General features: G+C 69.4%; 16 protein-coding genes. 8 read left to right on the forward strand and 8 right to left on the reverse strand.

What is annotated here, in order from left to right; genetic code table 11:
* Positions 1-30: 30 nt before the first annotated feature.
* Together AC07NG_RS24675 and AC07NG_RS24680 are read right to left on the reverse strand one after the other, a co-directional pair.
* Positions 31-2,022, reverse strand: coding sequence for an OPT family oligopeptide transporter (locus AC07NG_RS24675; RefSeq protein WP_494596981.1), 1,992 nt, complete (start codon positions 2,020-2,022; stop codon positions 31-33).
* Between the two features lie 101 nt (positions 2,023-2,123).
* The gene (locus tag AC07NG_RS24680) at positions 2,124-2,900 is read right to left on the reverse strand and encodes a PhoH family protein (RefSeq protein WP_487292508.1); all 777 of its coding nucleotides are present in this window, start codon (positions 2,898-2,900) and stop codon (positions 2,124-2,126) included.
* Positions 2,901-3,211: 311 nt separating this feature from the next.
* Here AC07NG_RS24680 and AC07NG_RS24685 point away from each other — a divergent pair, with 311 nt between their 5' ends.
* From AC07NG_RS24685 to AC07NG_RS24705, 5 genes are all read left to right on the forward strand, one after another.
* Complete coding sequence (locus tag AC07NG_RS24685) at positions 3,212-3,739, forward strand: gamma carbonic anhydrase family protein (protein WP_494596983.1); 528 nt, start codon at positions 3,212-3,214, stop codon at positions 3,737-3,739.
* Positions 3,740-4,069: 330 nt separating this feature from the next.
* Positions 4,070-5,734: a choline dehydrogenase gene (locus AC07NG_RS24690; protein WP_494596985.1), complete on the forward strand. Its 1,665-nt coding sequence runs from the start codon at positions 4,070-4,072 to the stop codon at positions 5,732-5,734.
* Positions 5,735-5,909: 175 nt separating this feature from the next.
* The gene (locus tag AC07NG_RS24695) at positions 5,910-6,854 is read left to right on the forward strand and encodes an aldo/keto reductase (RefSeq protein ID WP_494596986.1); all 945 of its coding nucleotides are present in this window, start codon (positions 5,910-5,912) and stop codon (positions 6,852-6,854) included.
* A 3-nt stretch (positions 6,855-6,857) separates the two neighbouring features.
* Positions 6,858-7,265 (forward strand): DUF3806 domain-containing protein, encoded by a 408-nt coding sequence (locus tag AC07NG_RS24700; protein WP_494596987.1) that lies wholly within the window; start codon positions 6,858-6,860, stop codon positions 7,263-7,265.
* 79 nt (positions 7,266-7,344) lie between these two features.
* Complete coding sequence (locus tag AC07NG_RS24705) at positions 7,345-8,211, forward strand: class I SAM-dependent methyltransferase (protein WP_494596988.1); 867 nt, start codon at positions 7,345-7,347, stop codon at positions 8,209-8,211.
* A 130-nt stretch (positions 8,212-8,341) separates the two neighbouring features.
* Here AC07NG_RS24705 and AC07NG_RS24710 read toward each other — a convergent pair whose 3' ends face one another.
* On the reverse strand, positions 8,342-8,887 hold the full coding sequence (locus AC07NG_RS24710; RefSeq protein ID WP_494596989.1) for a PAS domain-containing protein: 546 nt from the start codon (positions 8,885-8,887) through the stop codon (positions 8,342-8,344).
* 179 nt (positions 8,888-9,066) lie between these two features.
* On the opposite strand from AC07NG_RS24710, the gene AC07NG_RS24715 reads away from it, so the two are divergent.
* The gene (locus AC07NG_RS24715) at positions 9,067-9,972 is read left to right on the forward strand and encodes a hypothetical protein (RefSeq protein ID WP_494596990.1); all 906 of its coding nucleotides are present in this window, start codon (positions 9,067-9,069) and stop codon (positions 9,970-9,972) included.
* Between the two features lie 235 nt (positions 9,973-10,207).
* On the opposite strand, the gene AC07NG_RS24720 is transcribed toward AC07NG_RS24715, so the two are convergent.
* Positions 10,208-13,141 (reverse strand): M16 family metallopeptidase, encoded by a 2,934-nt coding sequence (locus tag AC07NG_RS24720; protein WP_494596991.1) that lies wholly within the window; start codon positions 13,139-13,141, stop codon positions 10,208-10,210.
* A gap of 216 nt (positions 13,142-13,357) precedes the next feature.
* Between AC07NG_RS24720 and AC07NG_RS24725 the strand changes: the two genes are divergently transcribed.
* On the forward strand, positions 13,358-14,608 hold the full coding sequence (locus tag AC07NG_RS24725; RefSeq protein WP_494596993.1) for a serine hydrolase domain-containing protein: 1,251 nt from the start codon (positions 13,358-13,360) through the stop codon (positions 14,606-14,608).
* A 314-nt stretch (positions 14,609-14,922) separates the two neighbouring features.
* Here the strand turns inward: AC07NG_RS24725 and hfaD are convergent, their stop codons facing one another.
* The 3 genes from hfaD to hfaA are packed head-to-tail and all read right to left on the reverse strand — an operon-like array spanning position 14,923 to position 17,534.
* On the reverse strand, positions 14,923-16,152 hold the full coding sequence (gene hfaD / locus AC07NG_RS24730) for a holdfast anchor protein HfaD (RefSeq protein ID WP_494596995.1): 1,230 nt from the start codon (positions 16,150-16,152) through the stop codon (positions 14,923-14,925).
* Complete coding sequence (gene hfaB / locus AC07NG_RS24735) at positions 16,079-17,083, reverse strand: holdfast anchoring protein HfaB (RefSeq protein WP_110120657.1); 1,005 nt, start codon at positions 17,081-17,083, stop codon at positions 16,079-16,081. Before hfaB ends, hfaD begins: the two co-directional genes overlap by 74 nt.
* Positions 17,073-17,534 carry a holdfast anchoring protein HfaA gene (gene hfaA, locus AC07NG_RS24740; protein WP_494596997.1) on the reverse strand — a complete coding sequence of 154 codons (462 nt, stop codon included), beginning with the start codon at positions 17,532-17,534 and terminating at the stop codon, positions 17,073-17,075. The genes hfaB and hfaA overlap by 11 nt, the downstream gene beginning before the upstream one ends.
* Positions 17,535-17,762: 228 nt before the next feature.
* On the opposite strand from hfaA, the gene AC07NG_RS24745 reads away from it, so the two are divergent.
* Complete coding sequence (locus tag AC07NG_RS24745) at positions 17,763-18,194, forward strand: CBS domain-containing protein (protein WP_110120655.1); 432 nt, start codon at positions 17,763-17,765, stop codon at positions 18,192-18,194.
* Between the two features lie 79 nt (positions 18,195-18,273).
* Here AC07NG_RS24745 and AC07NG_RS24750 read toward each other — a convergent pair whose 3' ends face one another.
* Positions 18,274-18,702 carry an RrF2 family transcriptional regulator gene (locus tag AC07NG_RS24750; protein WP_110120654.1) on the reverse strand — a complete coding sequence of 143 codons (429 nt, stop codon included), beginning with the start codon at positions 18,700-18,702 and terminating at the stop codon, positions 18,274-18,276.
* Positions 18,703-19,058: the final 356 nt, after the last annotated feature.

Consider the following 19,058-nt stretch of genomic DNA (forward strand, 5'->3'; position numbering starts at 1 on the left):
GGGGTCTTCGTCTTCAGCGGAAAAGTCCGATCAGGCCTGTTCGGTCTTCCGGGCCTGGATGCGGCACCAGGCGTAGAGGCCGGCCACCAGGATCGCCGCGACGACCAGGGCGATGATCATGCCCAGGTGCTCGGGCGGCGGCGAGGCGATGGCCAGGGGCGCGCCCTTGTTGCTGGCGACGATCAGCAGGGCCAGGGCCACGTTGAACAGGCTCTCGCCGACGATGAAGCCCGAGGCGATCAGCACGCCCAGGCGCTTGGCGACCTCGGCCTTGCGGTCCTTGGAGACCACGCGCTCGAAGATCCAGCCGGCGACGGCGCCGACCACCACGGGGGCGGTCACCGCGCTGGGCAGGTAGATGGCCAGGCCCACGCCCAGCGGCGGCAGGCTGAAACGATCCTTGCTGGCGCGGCGCAGGACGATGTCGACGAGCACCAGGGCAAGGCCGATCAGGGCGCCGACGCCCAGCAGGTCCCATTGCAGGTTATGGCCGATGACGCCCTTGGCCAGGGTCGAGATCAGCGTCGCCTGCGGCGCGGCCAGGGGCTCGGCGCCGGGCACGACGTTGAGGTTCGGCGCGCCGACGAAGCCGTTGGACTTGGCCAGCAGGTCCAGCACGAACGGGATGACCACGGCGCCCGACAGCACGCCGATCACCAGGGCCGTCTGCTGCTTCCACGGGGTGGCGTCGACCAGCTGGCCGGTCTTCAGGTCCTGCAGGTTGTCGTTGGCGACCACGGCCACGGCCAGGACGGTGGCGGTGACATAGAGGGCGAAGGCGACCAGGGCCTTGGCGGCGTCGGGGCCGATCAGGCCGCGGCCGATGGCGCCGACCAGCAGCGAGGCGCCCAGCACGGTCAGGATGGCGATGCCCGAGACCGGGCTGTTGGACGAGCCGATCAGGCCGGCCATGTAGCCGCAGACGGCGGCGGCCAGCAGGCCGGCGAACACCAGATAGGCGACGCCGACGATGGTCAGCGGCAGGGCCAGGGCGCCGGCGGGACCGCCGAGCGCAAAGGCGGCCAGCAGCCAGCCGGCCGGGGCCAGCAGGGCGACCGAAACCAGGCCGACGACGAAGAGCGGGATGTCCTGTTCGACGCGCGGAATGTCGCCCGAGCCCGAGCGGCGGGCCTTGCCGGCCTCGAAGGCCGAGACCAGGCCGCGCCAGATCGGAACGACCAGCTTGCCCAGGGTCCAGATGGCGGCCGCGCCGATGACGCCGGCGCCCAGGAAGCGGACCTTGGTGGACCAGACCTTCAGGGCGTGGTCGGCGACGCTCATGCCGGCTTCGGCCGGGAACACGCCGGTCAGGATCGGCACCAGCACGGCCCAGGCGATGAACAGGCCGGTGAACATGGCGACGCCGACCGTGATGCCCATCAGGTGGCCCGCGCCCATCAGCGCCAGCGAGCTGGAGGCGCCGATGCCGGTCGCGCCCTTGCCGACCTTGAAATAGGTAGCGACCTCGGCGGCGAAGATCTTGGCCGCGCCCAGGGCCGCGAAGGCCGCCGACGCCAGGGTGCCGGCGATCACCGCCCACAGGCCCGCCTTGCCCTCGGCCGCGCCTTCGCGCGAACCGGCGCCGACCTTCAGCACCTCGGCCGCGGCGACGCCTTCCGGATAGGGCAGGGGCGAGTTGGTGACGAGCGCCCGGCGCAGCGGGATCGTGTACATCACGCCCAGGATGCCGCCGACGGCGCAGATGCCGAAGGTGGCCAGGAACGGGATGTTCGACCACCAGCCGATCATCAGCAGGCCCGGCAGGACGAAGATCACCGAGGACAGCGTGCCGGCCGCCGAGGCGATCGTCTGGACGATGTTGTTTTCCTGGATGGTCGAGGTCTTGAAGAACCGCAGCAGGGCCATCGAGATCACCGCGGCGGGGATCGAGGTGGCGAAGGTCAGGCCGACCTTCAGGCCGAGATAGACCTGGGCGGCCGTGAAGACGACGGTGATCAGGATCCCCAGAAGCACGCCGCGGAGCGTGAACTCCGAGCGTGGGGCGGCGGCGGCATCGGACATATGGGGTCCCAAAACAGTTAAGGCGGCCGGACCTTGCAGTCCGACCGCCCCATACTCAAGCCCCGAGGGGCAAGAACTGTTATGAAATTACAGAATTAGGGTCACAGAACGCCGAGCATCTCGGCCACCAGGGGATGACGGACGATGTCCTTGTCGGCCAGGCGGACGACGGCGATGTTGGACAACTCCTCGAACTTGGCGGCCACGTCGGCCAGGCCCGAGATGCCCGGCAGCAGGTCGGACTGGTTCGGGTCGCCGGTGACCACCATGGTCGAGTGCCAGCCCAGGCGCGTCAGCAGCATTTTCAGCTGCATGTAGGTGCAGTTCTGGGCCTCGTCGATGACCACGAAGGCGTTGTTGAGGGTGCGGCCGCGCATGAAGCCGACCGGGGCGATCTCGATGGCGCCCTCGGCCATCAGGGCCCGCATGCGCTTGACCGAAAGGCGATCGGTCAGGGCGTCGTAGAGCGGGCGCAGATAGGGGGCCAGCTTGTCTTCCATGTCGCCCGGCAGGTAGCCGATCGACTCCCCGGCCTCGACGGCGGGGCGCGACAGGACGATGCGGTTGACCCGGCCGGCCTCGAGCGCCTCCACGGCCTTGGCGATGGCCAGGTAGGTCTTGCCGGTGCCGGCCGGACCCAGAGCCATGACCAGGTTCTTGGAGTCCATGGCCTCCATCAGCTGGGCCTGGCCCGGCGATTTTGGTTTTATCGTCTTGATGTAGCTCTGATCCCGGGGCGCGTTGTCCGTCTCGCCCAGCGGCGACCAGCCGCCGCGATGCTCCACCGGCAGGCGACGCACCTTGGCGTCGTCGTAGCGGTCGTCCGCGCCCTCGCGCACCATCCGCTTCAGGGCTCGCTTGGTCATCAAAGCCTCCATTCAGGCATGAAAAAAGGACGAGGCCGTGAGGCGTCGTCCTTGGGTCGATGAGAGGAGCAGAAGACGGAGCCGCAGGCGCGGCCAGGCGGCTCGGTGGAGCCCCAGGAAGGCGGTGCTGTACGCCGGAACGCCGAACGCAAGACCCTGTTCTCCGTCGTCAGGAGGCCGCGGTCGGTATGGTCCGCGGCGGATACGGAAGGAAGTCTCCCGATGAAGGGATGTTCCATGCCGAATCACCGGATTTACAATGGGGTGATTATGGTTTCTGAGCGATTAAGATTCTGCGTGCCAAAAGAACACGGGGTGTACGGATGACTGTCTATTCGTTGGGCGATGCGGCGCCGCGGCTTCCCCCGGAAGGCGAATACTGGATCGCCCCCAGCGCCAGCGTGATGGGCAACGTCGTGCTCAAGCAGAACGCCAGCGTCTGGTGGGGCGCGGTGCTGCGCGGCGACAACGACCCGATCACGATCGGCGAAAACAGCAACATCCAGGACGGCTCGGTGCTGCACACCGACGCCGGGATCCCGCTGACCATCGGCGCCAACGTCACCGTCGGCCACATGGTGATGCTGCACGGCTGCACGATCGGCGACGGCTCGCTGATCGGCATCGGTTCGATCATCCTCAACGGCGCCAGGATCGGGAAGAACTGCCTGATCGGGGCCGGCGCCCTGATCACCGAAGGCAAGGAGATCCCCGACAACTCGATGGTGGTCGGCGCGCCGGGCAAGATCATCCGCGAGGTCAGCGAGCACCAGGCGATGATCCTGCAGGCCTCGGCCCTGCACTATGTCGAGAACTGGAAGCGCTACCGCGCCGGCCTCGCGGCCATCTGAGCCGGAAAAATGCAGGAGCGCCGCCCTCTGGGGGGAAGACGGCGGCGCTCCTGACGGACCCGCGCGGGGGGCTCGGTGCGCGGGGCTTCTCACGGCGGCAGCGGGATCGAAGCCGCCGTTGGAAGTTCGGATGACCGGAAGGCGCTCTCCACGAAGCCGCCGATCGATCTGATGCCGTCATGATGGCGGGCAGGTTTGCAGATCGGATTAAGGTTGAGTCTTCGCAAAATCCGTAACGACGTTATGGCGGCGTTTACGCGCCCTCTTGCCGCCGTCGCCGGGCCGGGTCACTCTCTGTCTTAACAACGATAACATTGTGGGAGGGACGCCATGTCGGGCACGCGCTACGACTACGTCATCATCGGCGCCGGTTCGGCGGGCTGCGTGCTGGCCGCGCGGCTGAGCGAGGATCCGGCGGTGAAGGTTCTGCTGCTGGAGGCCGGCGGCAAGAACGGCTCGGTGCTGGTGCGCATGCCCGCGGGCGTGGGCGAACTGATCAAGGCCAAGGGCGAGAGCAACTGGGGCTTCTGGACCGATCCGGAGCCGAACCTGGACGGCCGCCGCCTGTGGTGGCCGCGCGGCCGGGGCCTGGGCGGATCCTCGGCGATCAACGGCATGATCTACATCCGCGGCCATGCGCGCGACTATGACCAGTGGCGGCAGATGGGCCTGTCGGGCTGGTCCTATGCCGAGGTGCTGCCCTACTTCAAGCGCTCGGAGACCTTCCACTGCGGGGGCTGCGACTATCATGGCGGCGACGGGCCGCTGCACGTCTCGGCCGGCGAGTCCGACAGCCCGTTCTACAAGGCGGTGATCGAGGCGGGCCGCCAGGCGGGCCACCCGGTGACCAAGGATTTCAACGGCTTCCAGCAGGAGGGCTTCGGCCCCTACGACCTGACCATCCGCGACGGCAAGCGCTGGAGCGCGGCGGCCGCCTATCTGGCCGGGGCCCTGGCGCGGCCGAACCTGACCTGCATCACCGAGGCCCGCACGACGCGGATCCTGGTCGAGAAAGGCCGGGCGATCGGTGTCGAATATGTCGCAGGCAAGGGCGGCCAGACGGCGGTCGCGCACGCCGACGCCGAGGTGCTGCTGAGCGCCGGCGCGGTGCAGTCTCCGCAAATTCTGCAATTGTCGGGGATCGGCGACCCGGACGCGCTGAAGATGCACGGCATCTCGACTATCCACGAGTCGCGCGGCGTCGGCCAGAACCTGCAGGACCACCTGGACGTCTGCCTGTCGTGGACGACCAAGGGGCTGAAGACCGCCTATTCGGCCAACAAGGGGCTGAACAAGCTGGGCGTCGGCCTTTCCTACCTGCTGATGGGCAAGGGCATTGGGCGGCAGAACTTCCTGGAGTCGGGCGCCTTCCTGCGCTCGCGGCCCGATCTCGACCGGCCCGACCTGCAGATTCACGCGGTGCTGGCGATCATGCAGGACCACGGCAAGGTGGTGGTCGAGAAGGACGGCTTCACCCTGCACATCTGTCAGCTGCGGCCGGAGAGCCGGGGCTCGGTGGGGCTGCGGTCGGCCGATCCGTTCGCCGATCCGACGATCCTGGCCAACTACCTGGCCGCCGACGAGGACCGGCGGGCGATGCGCGAAGGCGTGCGGATCGGCCGCGACGTCGCCGCCCAGGCGGCGCTGGATCCCTATCGCGACAGCGAGTACGCGCCGGGCGCCGGGGTGAAGAGCGACGCCGAGATCGACGCCTGGATCCGGGCCAAGGCCGAGACGATCTATCACCCGGTCGGCACCTGCCGGATGGGCGCGGCCGGCGATCCGCTGGCGGTGGTCGACGACCAGCTGCGGGTGCAGGGCCTTGCGGGCCTGCGGGTGATCGACGCCTCGGTGATGCCGACCCTGATCGGCGGCAACACCAATGCGCCCACGATCATGATCGCCGAACGGGCGGCCGACCTGCTGCGCGGGAAGGCGACCCTGGCGCCGCAGGACGCGCCGGTGTTCGACGGGGCCGCCGCGGCGGCGGCCTGACCTCTTCACCCGTAAAATCCCCGCTGTCGCGGGGGTTTTACGGAAGAGGGAGGCGCGCGGGCGCTTTCGGATAGATCCGCTGCCCGCGCCCAATAGGCCTTATTTCAAAGTTTGATTGGGCGAGGGCGGGTGAAGCCGCCCACAGTCACGGCCGTCTTCCAATAGGACCTGCTTCATGAGCCAACGCCCCCTTGGCCGCTCCGGCCTCTCGATCGCCCCGCTGGTGTTCGGCGGCAATGTCTTCGGCTGGACGGCCGACGAGACGACATCGCACCGGCTGCTCGACGCCTTCGTCGACGGCGGCTTCGACGCGGTCGATACGGCCGACGTCTATTCGGCCTGGGTCCCGGGACACGAGGGCGGCGAGTCCGAGGCGACGATCGGCCGCTGGCTGGCGGCCGGCGGCAAGCGCGACAGCATCAAGATCCTGACCAAGGTGGCCAAGTGGCCCAAGCGCCCGGGCCTTTCGGCCGCCAACATCGTCGCGGCGCTGGAGGATTCGCTTCGCCGGCTGCAAACGGATTACGTCGACCTCTACCAGTCGCATGAGGACGATGCGGCCACGCCGATCGACGAGACGCTGGAGGCCTTCGACCGGCTGGTGAAGGCCGGCAAGGTGCGGGCGATCGGGGCCTCGAACTTCACGCCCGAGCGGCTGGAGGCGTCGCTGAAGACCTCGGCCGACAAGGGCCTGGTCCGCTACGAGTCGATCCAGCCGAAGTTCAATCTCTATGACCGCGACGAGGTCGAGGGCGCGCTGGCCGAGCTGACGACGCGGGAAGGCGTCGGGATCATCCCGTTCTACGGCCTGGCCGCCGGCTTCCTGACCGGCAAGTATCGCAGCGAGGCCGATCTGGAAGGCCGGGCGCGCGGGCGGACCGTCGCGCGCGAATACCTGAACGAAAAGGGCTTCCGGGTTCTGGCCGCGCTGGATCAGGCGGCCGAGGCGACCGGCGCGAGCCCGGCCCAGATCGCCCTGGCCTGGATCGTCGCCCATCCGGCCATCACCGCCCCGATCGCCAGCGCCACCAGCGTCGAACAGCTCGACGAACTGCTGGCCGGCGCCCGCCTGACCCTGCCGCCCGAGGTGATCGCGGCGCTGGACGCGGCGGGGCGCTGAGCCTTGCCGATCTACCGTCCTCTCGATGAAGCCGAGCGTGCGGCCGTCCGCGCCGGGGTAGCGCGGGCCGAACGGATAGCCGGGGTAGAGCGCTTGTCGGCGGCCGACCTGCAAGCGCTCTACGATGTTCTGCTTTCAGAGGCCGAAGGCGCGACAGCGGCGATCGAGGCTGTGGGCTATGCGTTCGGCGAGGCGCTGCTCGCGCACGGCGGCCTGGAATGGGCCCTGGCGGTCGATGACGCGTACGGCGACGAGATCAGCGTCGCCTTGACGGGCGTCCAACTGGGCTGTCATCCGCTGAGCATGATCGCCAACCGTCTGAAAGACGGCGAGGCCTGGAATCTGGCGGATCTGGCCGAAAGCACGGTCCGACGGTTGCGCCAGTTGGCGACCGAGGCCCCGCGATCTTAGCGGGGCTGTGTTCTCGATCGACAGCCGGCGACGGCGGGGCTAAAGCTTGTTGAGATCAATTCTCAACTGAGGCCCTGCCATGACCGAGCGCAATGTCCACCAGATCGCCGACTGGAACGGGCGCACCGGCGAGCGCTGGGTGGCGAACCAGGCGCGGCTGGACCGGATGCTCGACGCCTACGGCCGGGCGACGGTCGCCGCCGCCGCGCCGGCGCCGGGCGAGCAGGTGCTGGACATCGGCTGCGGGGCGGGGGCGGGCAGCCTGGCGCTGGCGGCTCTGGTCGGGGCCAAGGGCGGCGTTCTGGGCGTCGACGTTTCCGAACCGCTGGTGGCGCGGGCCCGTAAGCTGGGCGAGGACCGCCCGAACGCCCGCTTCCAGGTGGCCGACGCCAGCCGGGCTTTGCTGCCGGTGGCGCAGTTCGACCTGCTGTTCTCGCGGTTCGGGGTGATGTTCTTCGACGATCCTGCCCAGGCCTTCAGCCACATGCGCCGGGCGCTGAAGCCGAACGGTCGCCTCGCCTTCGTCTGCTGGCGCGGGGCGGGCGAGAACGACTGGGTGCGGCTGCCGCTGAAGGCCATCGCCCCGATCGTCGGCCCGCCCGCCGCGCCGCCACCCGAGGCTCCTGGGCCTTTCTCGTTCGGCGACCGGGCGCGGGTGGAGCGGATCCTGGGCGAAGCCGGCTTTGTGGATGTGGCGCTGACGCCGGTCGACCACCGGATCGTCTTCGGCGAAGGCGAGACGCGCGAGGCGGCGATCGCCGACGCCGTGGACCTGGCCTTCCAGGTCGGCCCGCTGACCCGCGCCCTATCGGATCAGGCCAAGGCGGTGGTGGAAGAAGCCAGGATCGCGGTGCGTGAAGCCTTCGCGGCCAAGGCGCAGGAGCGGTCCGTGGTGATCGATGGCGCGGGCTGGATCGTCACCGCTCGCAACGGCGGCGCCGAGTAAATCCGGGAGGAGGGGGCGCTCCCGCCGCGAGGCGCTCTCCCGAGCGTCCCCCTCCGTCCCTTCGGCGTCGCACCCGGCAGTGCGACGCAAGCCTCCCGCTCCAGAGTCCGGGAGGAAACCTTGTCCGCCGTCAGGCGATCAGCCGGCCGTCCAGGCTGGCCAGCCGCAGGCGCGGGGCCTCGGCGTTGTTGGGGCCGAGCGTCTGGATCCGGCGCACGCCCAGTTCGTAGGCCGGGCGGCCCATCAGGCGCTGCATCATGGCGATCGGCTGGTAGAGACCCAGGAACCGGTCGACCTCGCCGCTGGCGCCGGTCATCGGGGCCAGCAGCACCTCCATGCCGACCGAGGCGACGCCGTGGGCGCGGATGTCGGCGGTGACGACGACGGGCTCGGCACGGCGGCGGGCTACCTCCAGGGCCGACTTCACCTCCAGCCGGTGCGACAGCGCCCAGAGCGACAGCGAGTCCTCGCCGCGCAGGTCGCGGGCGTGCAGATCGGCCACGAAGCCGCCGGTCAGGCGGAACGGATAGCGGCCTGCCGAGCGTCCCAGGATGAAGACCTGGGACAGAATATCGAGGAAATCGCCCGGATCGACATCGGCGCGGGACGGCATGCGCGCGGCGCCGGCCTGGGTTCGCCAATAGTCTATCAACCGTTCCGTGCTTGGATGGAACATCGTCGTCCCCTGGCGGGTCCACTTCGCGGTCCAGATCGACCGCATGGGGCTTGCTAGGAGAACCGGGCCAGGGGCCCCGTCGTATCGTCTTGGCACAGAGTCGAGGCGCGGCGGGCCCATGGCGCGCTTCTTGCTGGTGAACCGGCTGGAAGACGCACGCTGTGTGAAGGGGAGACGCCATGACGGCGCCGAAACTGACCGTGTCCAAGCTGTGGATCGCCATCGGGGCGGCCCTGGCCGGACTCTTCGTGGGCGGTGTCGCCTACGCCCAGTGCAACAGCGGCTGCACGACCACGCCTCCGAGCTGCTGCACCCCGCCGCCGGCGCCCCCGCGCCCGCCCAAGCCGCCGAGCGGCTGCAACAGCGGCTGCAACGGCGGTGGCGGCGGCAAGACCTCCGTCAACGTGAACGTCAACGTCAATGCGAGCGCCTCGGCCAATGCCTCGGCCGGCAGCAGCGCCGGGGCCGGCGCGGGCGCCAGTTCGACCGTCTACTACGGCGGCGGCGCGCATGGCGGCTACTATTCGGGCCCGCAGGCCACCGGCTATATCGACGGCCTCAACGTGATCGGCGGCGAGACCGCCCGCCGCACGGCCTATGAAGCCACCCGCACCAAGTTCAAGCGCGTCGTCGTCCGCGCCGTCTGCCTGGACGACAAGGACATCCCGCACCCGGCCTCGCAGGTCACGCCCGACCGCGACATCGACGACCTCTATGACGGCGAGCTCTATCGCTGCATCGCCGGCAGCCGCATGCAGTACGTGATCGGGGAGTACGACAGCACGATCGACGTCAGCACCGGCGGCCGCGGCGCCCAGACCTATATCTGCCAGAAGAACGAAGCGCTCTATCACACGCCCGGTATTCGTGGCGGCGAAGGCGGGACCCTGGTCTGCCGTCCGCAGCGCCCGGCCCGCGACTGCAACGAGCGCTCGCTGCTGCGCCGCTACGGCGCCGGCGTGAAGATCCTGACCATCCTGACCACCGAGACCTACACCGCCTATCGCGAGGAGACGGTCCGGGAGACGCGGTCGTCGGGCATGAGCCTGAGCCTCGACGGCGGCGTCGGCGGGGTGGTCTACTGATCGCCTAAGCCCGTTCGAAACGACAAAGGCCTCCGTTCGAAAGAGCGGAGGCCTTTTTCTTTTGTCCTTCTCCCCTTGCGGGAGAAGGTGTCGGCGAAGTCGACGGATGAGGGGTCTCTCAGATATTGGACGCTGCGCCAGGCCTGGCCGCCGCACGCGGTTTTGAGGTTTGAGAGACCCCTCACCCGACCCCCTTCGGGGGCCACCCTCTCCCGCAAGGGGAGAGGGACCAGGTTCACTTCTCCGGCTTGACCTCGAAGGTCCAGCTCTTGTCGTCGGACAGGAAGGCGCGGGCGGCTTTCTGGACGTCGGCGGCGGAGACGCGTTGCAGGCCGGCGATCACCGAGCGGGTGGCGTCGAGCAGGCGCGGGTCGGTCTGGGCGCCCGAGAGCGCGCCCAGCCAGTACTCGTTGGTCTCGCGGGCCTTTTCCAGCTGGTCGATGCGCGGCAGCTTGGCGCGTTCCAGCTCGTCGGCGCTGACCGGCTTGTCGCGCAGGTCGGCGGCGATCTTGCGGACGCTGGCCACCACCTGGTCGAGCTTTTCCGGCGGCACCTCGACCGACAGGCCCAGATACCCCCAGCCGGGGAAGGTGGCGTTGGCCGTGGCCGAGACCGAGGGCGAATAGGTGGCACCCTGCTTCTCGCGCAGTTCGTCGATCAGCCGCAGCTGCATCACCTGGGCCAGGACCTGGATGTTGCGCGAGCGCTGCAGGTCGCTGAACAGGTCGTCGGTCTTCCAGGCCATGAACAGCAGGCCCTGGTCGGCGCGGCCCTTGTGGGTGCGGATCACCGGGGTCTTGGACGGGGCGGGGAAGCCGATCTGCTTGGCCTCGGCCGGGGCCGGCGCGCCGGTGCGGACGGGCAGGGCGCCGAAGGTCTCGGCCACGGCGGCGACGGCTTTCTCGACCGTGGTGTCGCCCACGACCACGACCTCGATCTGGCCGGTCGACAGGGGCTGGCCGACGGCGGCCTTCAGCTGGTCGATCGAGCCGGCGGCGATGTCCTGGCGGCTGGGGAAGGTCCAGCGGCCGTCGTTCGGGTGCATTAGCCCGGCCAGGTCACGGCCGACCACGCCGCTGTTGGTGCGCTCCAGCTGGTCGTGGATCGTGCCGTAATAGGTCTTGATGCGGTTGAAGGCCTCGGACCGCCAGCCGGCGTCTGAGGCGTAGGCCGCCAGCACTTGCAGCTCGGTCGAGAGATCTTCGGGACGGGTGCGGCCGCTGAGCACGAAGGCGTCGTCCTCGACGCCGAGGCCGGCGTTCCAGACCTTGCCGGTCAGCACCTGTTCCATGTCCTGGGCGGTGATCTGCTTGAGACCGCCCTCGATCATCGACGAGGCCGACCACAGGGGGCTCTGGCCGGCCTTGGACAGGTCGAGCAGGCCGTTGCCGATGCGGGCCTTCACCAGGATCTGGTCGTCGCGGAACTTGGTCGGCTTGACCGTCAGGCGCACGCCGTTCTCGAAGCGGACGAAGACGGTGTCGAGGTCGGCGACGTCCTTCTGCTCCACCGGCTTGCCGGTCGGGCCGAACACCGCATAGGGCCAGGCCGTGGCCACCGGGGCGGCCGGCGGCGTCACCGGGGTCTTGGTCGAGTCCGTATAGGCGGCGGTGACCGTGGCCTCGCCGCCCTCGATGGCGGTCGGGGTCGGCAGCACGATCAGCGGCCCCTGGCCGGCGAACAGCGCGCGCACGGCGGCCGAGACGGCGTCGGCCTTGAGGTCCTTGGTGATGGCGTCGAAGCCGGCGAGGTTCTGCGAGGGGCTGGTCACCACCTCGCGGTCGCCCAGGCTGCCGACGATGGCGCCGGCCAGGGCCGGGGTGCGCTGGGTGGCCTCGCCGGCGGCGGCGGCCTGATAGCCGGCGCGCATGGCAGTGATCTCGCGGTCCAGCTCGTCCTGGCGCACGCCGAACTGCACCAGGCGGCGCTGTTCCTGGTCGAGCACCTGCAGGGCGGTCTTCCAGTCGCCTGGCTTCACCTGGGCGAACAGGCCGTTGATCTGGACGGCGTGGTACTGGTCGTTGCGCAGGGCGCCGGCCGAGATGAACGGCGGGGTCTCGCCGCGGGCCAAGGCGCGCAGGCGGCGGTTCAGCACCGCCATGCCCAGCGATTCCAGCATGTATTCGCGGTCGGTGGCCTTGGTCTCGATCCGCTGATCGGCGGCTTGCGCCCAGCCGATCTGCACGGACTCGCCCGAGCCCGGCTCGACGATGACCTTGGCGGTCAGGCCGCGCTGGGCCACGGCGCCCAGGTCGGGACGCGCGCCCGGCTCGCCCACGGCCTTCCAGTCGCCGAAGCGGGCCTTGATCTTGGCCTCCATGGCGTCGAGGTCGAAGTCGCCGACGGCCACGAACACCGCGTTCTCGGGCCGGTACCAGGCCTGGTAGAAGTCGCGGATGCGCTGGGCCGGGGCGGTGGAGATGACGTCGGTCGTGCCGATCGGCAGGCGCTCGGGCGGGCGCTGGCCTTGCAGGTTGAAGGCGAAGCCCTGCTTGAAGACGCGGTAGCCGGGGGTGTCGCGGGTGCGTTCCTCCGACAGCACCACGCCGCGCTCGCGGTCGACGGCGGCGGGGTCGATGGTCAGCTCGCCGGCCGCTTCGCGCAGCAGCATCATGGCGTCGTCGACCGTGCCGTCGTCGGTCTTGGGCAGGTCGAGGGTGTAGGTCGTTTCGTCGAAGCTGGTCGAGGCGTTGGTGTCGGCCCCGAAGGCCAGGCCCCGGCGCTCGAGGATCTTGATCATCTCGCCTTCGGGCACGTTCTTCGAGCCGTTGAAGGCCATGTGCTCGAGGAAGTGGGCTAGGCCCTGCTGGTCGTCGGCCTCCATCAGCGAGCCGGCGTCGAACCACAGGCGCAGCGCCGCCTGACCGGGCGGGGTGGCGTTCTTGCGCAGGGCGTAACGCATGCCGTTGGGCAGTACGCCGAAGCGGATGGCCGGATCGACGGCGACGTCGGAGATCTCGTGCGGCCACTGGCCGGGCTTGAGGTCGGAGAACTGCGGGCCCGAGGTCTTGACCGGGGCGACCGGCGGCGCGGGCGCTGCCGGGGCGGCGGCTGCGGTCGGGGCGTCGGCCTTCTTGCTCGAACCGGGCAGGACGGAAGGCAGGGTGGAGCAGGCGGTGAGCGCCAGGCCGGCGGAGACGACGAGCGCCAGGCGCGAGACGGATATCATGGCTACCGATCGATTGCGGAAGATGTCGAAGCTCAACTTGGGCGGCGCGCGTGGCGCAAGCAAGGCCGCGCGGCGGCGGATTGGGCCGGGGCGACTTCCAGTTTGCAACATCGGCCCGCAAGCCTGTGGGAAACTCGCGCGCCTGGACTTGCGCAAGGCGCGGCCGCATCCCACTCCGTAGGAAGGCCGGGCGTCCGGCGGCGAGGGAGCAGCGAAATGCGTCGATGGCTTGCGGGCGTTGCGGCCCCCCTGGCGATTTGGGCGGTGCCGGCGGGCGCGCCGGCGATGGTTCAGGCCCAGGCCGTGGGCAAGCCGGCGGTGGTCGCGCAGACCCAGGACGCCGCTTTGGCCGCCCGCATCGACGCGGTGCTCGACCGCGCCGTGGCCGACCAGCGGCTGGTGGGCGCGGTGGCCCTGGTCGCCCGCGACGGCAAGCTCGTCTACCACCGGGCCGTGGGCCTGGCCGACCGCGAGGCGGCCGCCCCGATGCGCGAGGATGCGGTGTTCCGCCTGGCCTCGGTCAGCAAGCCGTTCGTCAGCGTGGCGATCATGCGGCTGGTCGAGGAGGGCAAGCTGTCGCTGGCCGATCCGGTGACCAAGTGGCTGCCCGACTTCAAGCCGGCCCTGGCCGACGGGCGGGTCCCGACCATCACCATCGGCCAGTTGCTCGACCACACGGCGGGCCTGACCTACGGCCTGTCGGAGACAGCCGAGCACCCGTATCACAAGCTGGGCGTCTCGGACGGGCTCGACATCTCGGGCCTGAGCCTGGACGAGAACGTCGCCCGGATCGGCAAGGGGCCGCTGGCCTTCGCGCCGGGGACCGCCTGGCGCTATTCCCTGGCCATCGACGTGCTGGGGCTGGTCGCCGAGAAGGCCGACGGCCATCCGCTGCCGCAGGTGGTCGAGCGCACCGTCACCGGGCCGCTGGGCCTGAAGGACGCCGGCTTCCAGGCCAAGGACCCGGCCCGCCTGGCCACGCCCTACGCCAACGCCAGCCCGGCCCCCACCCGGATGACCGACAATCAGGACGTCTCGCTGGGCGCCACCGCCGTGCGCATGGCCCCCAGCCGCGCGACGGATCCGGCCGCCTTCCCCTCGGGCGGGGCGGGCATGGTCGGCACGGCCGGCGACGTGCTGGCCCTGCTGGAGGCCGTGCGCACGGGCGGCGGGCCGGTGCTCAAGCCCGCGACCGTGAAGCTGATGACCACCGACCAGGCCGGTATCAAGGCCGCCACCCAGGGCCCCGGCTGGGGCTTCGGCTACGGCTGGGCCGTGCTCGACGATCCGGCGGTGGCCAAGACCCCGCAAGGGCAGGGCACGTTGGCCTGGGGCGGGGTCTATGGGCACAACTGGTTCGTGGATCCCAAGGCTGGTCTGACCGTGGTGCTGCTGACCAATACCGCGTTCGAAGGCATGAACGGCCAGGTGACGCGGGAACTGCGCGACGCGGTGTACGGGCGCTGAAATCCTTCTCCCCTTGCGGGAGAAGGTGGCGGCGAAGCCGACGGATGAGGGGTCTCTCAGACATGAGACGCATCACCCGGCCTGACCGCCACACGCGGTTTCGATTTCTGAGAGACCCCTCACCCGACCTCCTTCGGAGGCCACCCTCTCCCGCAAGGGGAGAGGGAACGGGCATTGCTGGAAAACACCTGGGTCCCCGCTCTCGCGGGGATTTTACGGGGGGAAGGGCCGAGCCCAGTCTCGCCCACTCCGTCACGCTGCGTATCCGCAGCGCGCCACCTCCCCCGCTAAAGCAAGGGAGGAGCAGAGAGGCCTCAGTTCCGGATGTAGAACGCCGCGTTGTTGCCCGTGGCGCTGGCCGTGCCCGTCACCGAGCGGGCCGAGCCCGTGACCGTGGTGGTCGAGCGGGCCGAGACGTCGGCGCTGTTGGACTGGTCGTTGGAGACGCTCATCGAGCCGCCGCACTGGCTGCAGACATAGCCGGTGACCGAATTGCCGGCCGCCGTGGCGCTGGCGCCGATGTCGTAGCCGGTGTCGCCCGTGGCGCTGGCGATCACCTCGACGCCGCCGCCGTCGTTGGTCTGGACGTTGTCGAGCACCAGGGCCGCGCCGGTGTTGCCGACGACGGCGTTGTTGCCCACACCGTTGGCGCTGGCCTGGGCCGAGCCGTAGAGATACGAGCTGGTCTCGGCCTGCGAGCGCACATAGGCGGTGTTGTACTGGTGGTTGGCCACGTCGAGCAGCGGCCCGGTGTTGCTGGCCGACAGGTCGTTGGCGACGGCGGTGGTCGCCGTGCTGGTCAGGTAGCTGTTGCCATAGGCGGTGAACTTGCTGGCCTGGACGAGGTCGGAGGTGTTGCCCTGGTCGGCGATCACGCGGGCGGCCGACTGGTTGTAGCCGCCGATCGCGATGCTGTTGCCCGCCGCCGCGCCGGCCACGGTGGACGTGCCGCTGACGTACTGCACGATCGCCCCGCCGTCGGCCAGGACGTCGCCGGAATTGGCCTGGCTGATGCGGGCGCCGGCCGAGCCGTTGTCGAGATAGAGCCCTTGGGCGTTGCCCATCGCCTGGGTGGCCATGGTCAGGTCGCCGGCCTGGGCGGTTTCGCCCTCGACCTGGCCGCGGGCGGTGACCGCGCCGCTGTTGGTCTGGACCGTGAAGCCGGAATAGGTGGCCTCGGTCATGTCGACCGAGCCGTTGTTGCCGGTCGCCACGGTGGTGACGTCGCTGGACGCGCCCATCGAGCCGGAGGCGTTGACCACGCCGTGGCCGTAGACCGAGCCGGAGTTCACCTGGTTTGAGGTGGCGCTGACGTCGGCGCGCTCGCCGCCGATGCCGACGGCGTTGCCGGCGGCGGTCGTGGTGGCGCTGACGCCCTCCTCGACGGTGACGACGTTGAGGGTCTGCTCGGTGAAGACCTCGCCCAGATTGACCTGGTTGTTGAGAACCTGGCCCTGGGCGAAGGCGACGCTAGTAGCGACCGCGACGCACAGAGGGATCGCTGCGATCGTTCCAGCGAGACGGATCTTCGCGGGTCTGCGCATTGTTGGTTCCCAGGTTGTTGTAGGCGGGCGTGTAGGCGCCCGTGACGCCGACGGTGTCGGCGCCGAACGGATCCGACTGCAGGCAGCTCTGGGGACCCGGCATGCCGTAGAGGTTGGCGCTCATCTCGACGACCGAGCGCTCGATCAGCGAGCGCACGGCCAGTTGCACCGGCTCCAGCGCGCCCTTGCCGCCCGACAGGTCGAAGACGTTATTGTTGGCGAAGGCGAAGATGCCGGCGCTGACTTCGCGGCCGATCACCTGCTTCTGGTAGGAGATGACGTCTTCCACCACCAGGGTGCGGCTGTTGATCAGGCGCAGGTCCATGGCGATGTTCATCACGAACAGGCGGCGCTTGAAGTTGGCCTTCAGGCCGTCGCTGTCGAGGTCGCCGCCGTAGAGGTCGGCGCCCGCCGAGTGGATGTTGTAGTTCAGTTCGGTGACGCCGCCGACCAGGTAGAAGTCCGAGCCCGCGACCTGGCCGGCGACGATCTTGCGATAGTCGGCCGGAGCGTCCGGCGTCGGGGCCGGGCGGTCGGAGATCAGCTTGTTGTTGGCGTACTTCAGTTCGAGCTCGGAAACCGAGGTGTCGAAGCGCTCGACCATCGGCATGCCGGCCTTGGCGAAGGCGGTCATGGCCATCAGCGAGGCGCCTTGGGTGACCTTGCGGCCCGAACCGTCGGACTCTTCCTTGCCGGTGTAGTCGGCGATGCGGCCTACGGCGATGCGCGGGGCGGCGACGCGGTTCTGCCGAGCGTAGCTGGCCAGGCAGTTCAGCGCCGTCGAATAGGGGGTCGGGTTGGCCGTGACCGGCGCCGTGCCGATCGGCCGGGCGTAGTTGCCCGCGTCCAGACGCTTGGGCACGCCGCCGCCACAGGCGCTGAGCGCCGAGCAGGCCGCGGCCACCAGCAGGAGGATCCGCTTAGTTGCCATTGGAGACACCGCCGTTGGTCGACGAACCGGCGGTGACATTGCCGTTGTTGACCTGCTTGGAGTTGACGATGACCACGTTGTTGCTGCCCTGGGTGATGACCGTCAGGTTGTTGCCGATCGCGGTCGAGCTGGAATAGCCGCCCAGGCTGCCGACGCCCGAATAGCTGTCGAGCGAGCCCGACGAGCTGCGGCTGGAATAGACGCTCTGGTCGCTGCCGGTCAGCATGACGCCGTCGACGATGACGCGGTTGCCGTTGGCGTCGCGGGTCGAATAGTCGACGATCTGGTTTTCCTGCCCCGCCGTGCGGCCATAGCCGGCGTTGTACGAGGCCGAATTGGTGCTGACGCTCTGGGCGAAGGCCGGAACGGCGCCCGAAATCAGGACTCCGGCTGCGACGAAAGCCGCGCCGTAGGCCCGGACGAGGGGCTTGTTGTTCTTATTTGAGGCCATGACGGGCTCCGCGACTGTCTGCCAGGGGATTGCAAGCAACCCCCGTGCCAAAACCGGACACGCCAATCCTAGGCGCCAAGGTATCCAGAATTGGTTAAACGCGCACCGCGCGGCGGTTGGGGCGGTCGATCGGAAGGCCGCGCATCCTTTGGCGTCTCTTACGCCATTGATCCCGGAGCGGGATTGCGAGACCCTCGTTCTCCAAGAACCATAAGGGAGGATTGAGCTTTGCTGGTGTCTCAGATCCTGAAGGACAAGGGCGACCTGGTGTTCACCGCCTCGCCCCAGGAAACCGTCGGCGCGGCGGCCGCCCTGCTGCACGCCCGCAAGGTCGGGGCGATGGTGGTGCTGGAGGCCGACGAAAGCATCGCCGGCATACTGTCGGAGCGCGACATCGTGCGGCAGATCGCCAAGGAGGGGGCCGGCGCCCTCACCAAGCCGATCTCGGCCTGCATGACCCGCGACGTGATCTTCGCCCAGCCGGACGAGACCATCGAGGCCCTGCTGGCCAAGATGACCGACCGGCGCATCCGCCACCTGCCGGTGGCCAAGGGCGGTCGGCTGGTCGGGATCATCTCGATCGGCGACCTGGTGAAGTACAAGATCCAGGAGACCCAGGCCGAGGCCGACGGCCTGAAGGCCTATATCGCCGCCGGCTGAGGCCGGGGCGGGCGAGGGGCGCTCTCTCTTCTATAGGGAGCGCCTCATATGAGAGCGCCCCTACATATAGAGAGGGGCGTCAGCCGATCAGCTCGGCGCCCGTGCCGGTGACCGCGTCGGCCAGGGTGTAGCCCTCGAGCACGGCGGCGGTGGCGTCGCGCGCCCGCAGCAGGGCCTCGCGCAGGGCGCAGGTCACCAGGTCGCTGCAGTCCTCGCAGCGGCGGAAGGCGGTGCGGCTGACGCAGGGGGCCAAGGCCAGCGGCCCGTCGACCAGGCGGATGATCTCGGCGAAATTGATCTCGGCGGCGGGGCGGGCCAGCAGGTAGCCGCCGAACTTGCCGCGGCGGCTGGTCACCAGCTTGTGGCGGGCCAGGCCCAGCAGGATGGCTTCCAGGAACTTGCGGGGCGCGTCGGCGCGCAGGGCCAGTTCGCCGGCCGTGACCTGCTCCTCGGCGCGCGCCAGTTCGATCATCGCGCGCAGGGCGTAGCGCGCCTTCTGGGACAACATCGACGACCCCTCTTCTATAGAGCGCTCTCTATAGATGGAGCGCGTCAGGCGGGTCAGCCGCGCGCACCTGACCCTGCGCGCTCTATGAAGCCACGGCGGGGCGGGGCGCAAGCGCTTCTGTTCCGGACTCCATGCACAGATCCGCCCACAGCTAAGGGCGCGGGGCGGGCGGAATCGGCTTGCGGCCGGCGGAGGCCCCACGTAGAAGCCGCACCTCGCCGCGGGGGACGCCTTCGCAGCTTCGGAAATGAAGGTTTCGACTTGCATTTTCGGCGCTGGATCGCTAAGTTCCGCGGCCTCAATCGACTCGGGCAGCTGGATTGCCGACGACCTTTTGGTCTTCGGGAGGGAGCGCT

It is taken from the genome of Caulobacter sp. GW821-FHT10C03 (assembly GCF_059415485.1).

Excerpts from the sequence above, each read along its gene's own strand:
- AC07NG_RS24675 (WP_494596981.1), bottom strand. The coding sequence starts at position 2,022 with ATGTCCGATGCCGCCGCCGCCCCACGCTCGGAGTTCACGCTCCGCGGC.
- AC07NG_RS24680 (WP_487292508.1), bottom strand. The coding sequence starts at position 2,900 with ATGGAGGCTTTGATGACCAAGCGAGCCCTGAAGCGGATGGTGCGCGAG.
- AC07NG_RS24685 (WP_494596983.1), top strand. The coding sequence starts at position 3,212 with ATGACTGTCTATTCGTTGGGCGATGCGGCGCCGCGGCTTCCCCCGGAA.
- AC07NG_RS24690 (WP_494596985.1), top strand. The coding sequence starts at position 4,070 with ATGTCGGGCACGCGCTACGACTACGTCATCATCGGCGCCGGTTCGGCG.
- AC07NG_RS24695 (WP_494596986.1), top strand. The coding sequence starts at position 5,910 with ATGAGCCAACGCCCCCTTGGCCGCTCCGGCCTCTCGATCGCCCCGCTG.
- AC07NG_RS24705 (WP_494596988.1), top strand. The coding sequence starts at position 7,345 with ATGACCGAGCGCAATGTCCACCAGATCGCCGACTGGAACGGGCGCACC.
- AC07NG_RS24710 (WP_494596989.1), bottom strand. The coding sequence starts at position 8,887 with ATGTTCCATCCAAGCACGGAACGGTTGATAGACTATTGGCGAACCCAG.
- AC07NG_RS24715 (WP_494596990.1), top strand. The coding sequence starts at position 9,067 with ATGACGGCGCCGAAACTGACCGTGTCCAAGCTGTGGATCGCCATCGGG.
- AC07NG_RS24720 (WP_494596991.1), bottom strand. The coding sequence starts at position 13,141 with ATGATATCCGTCTCGCGCCTGGCGCTCGTCGTCTCCGCCGGCCTGGCG.
- AC07NG_RS24725 (WP_494596993.1), top strand. The coding sequence starts at position 13,358 with ATGCGTCGATGGCTTGCGGGCGTTGCGGCCCCCCTGGCGATTTGGGCG.
- hfaD (WP_494596995.1), bottom strand. The coding sequence starts at position 16,152 with ATGCGCAGACCCGCGAAGATCCGTCTCGCTGGAACGATCGCAGCGATC.
- hfaB (WP_110120657.1), bottom strand. The coding sequence starts at position 17,083 with ATGGCAACTAAGCGGATCCTCCTGCTGGTGGCCGCGGCCTGCTCGGCG.
- hfaA (WP_494596997.1), bottom strand. The coding sequence starts at position 17,534 with ATGGCCTCAAATAAGAACAACAAGCCCCTCGTCCGGGCCTACGGCGCG.
- AC07NG_RS24750 (WP_110120654.1), bottom strand. The coding sequence starts at position 18,702 with ATGTTGTCCCAGAAGGCGCGCTACGCCCTGCGCGCGATGATCGAACTG.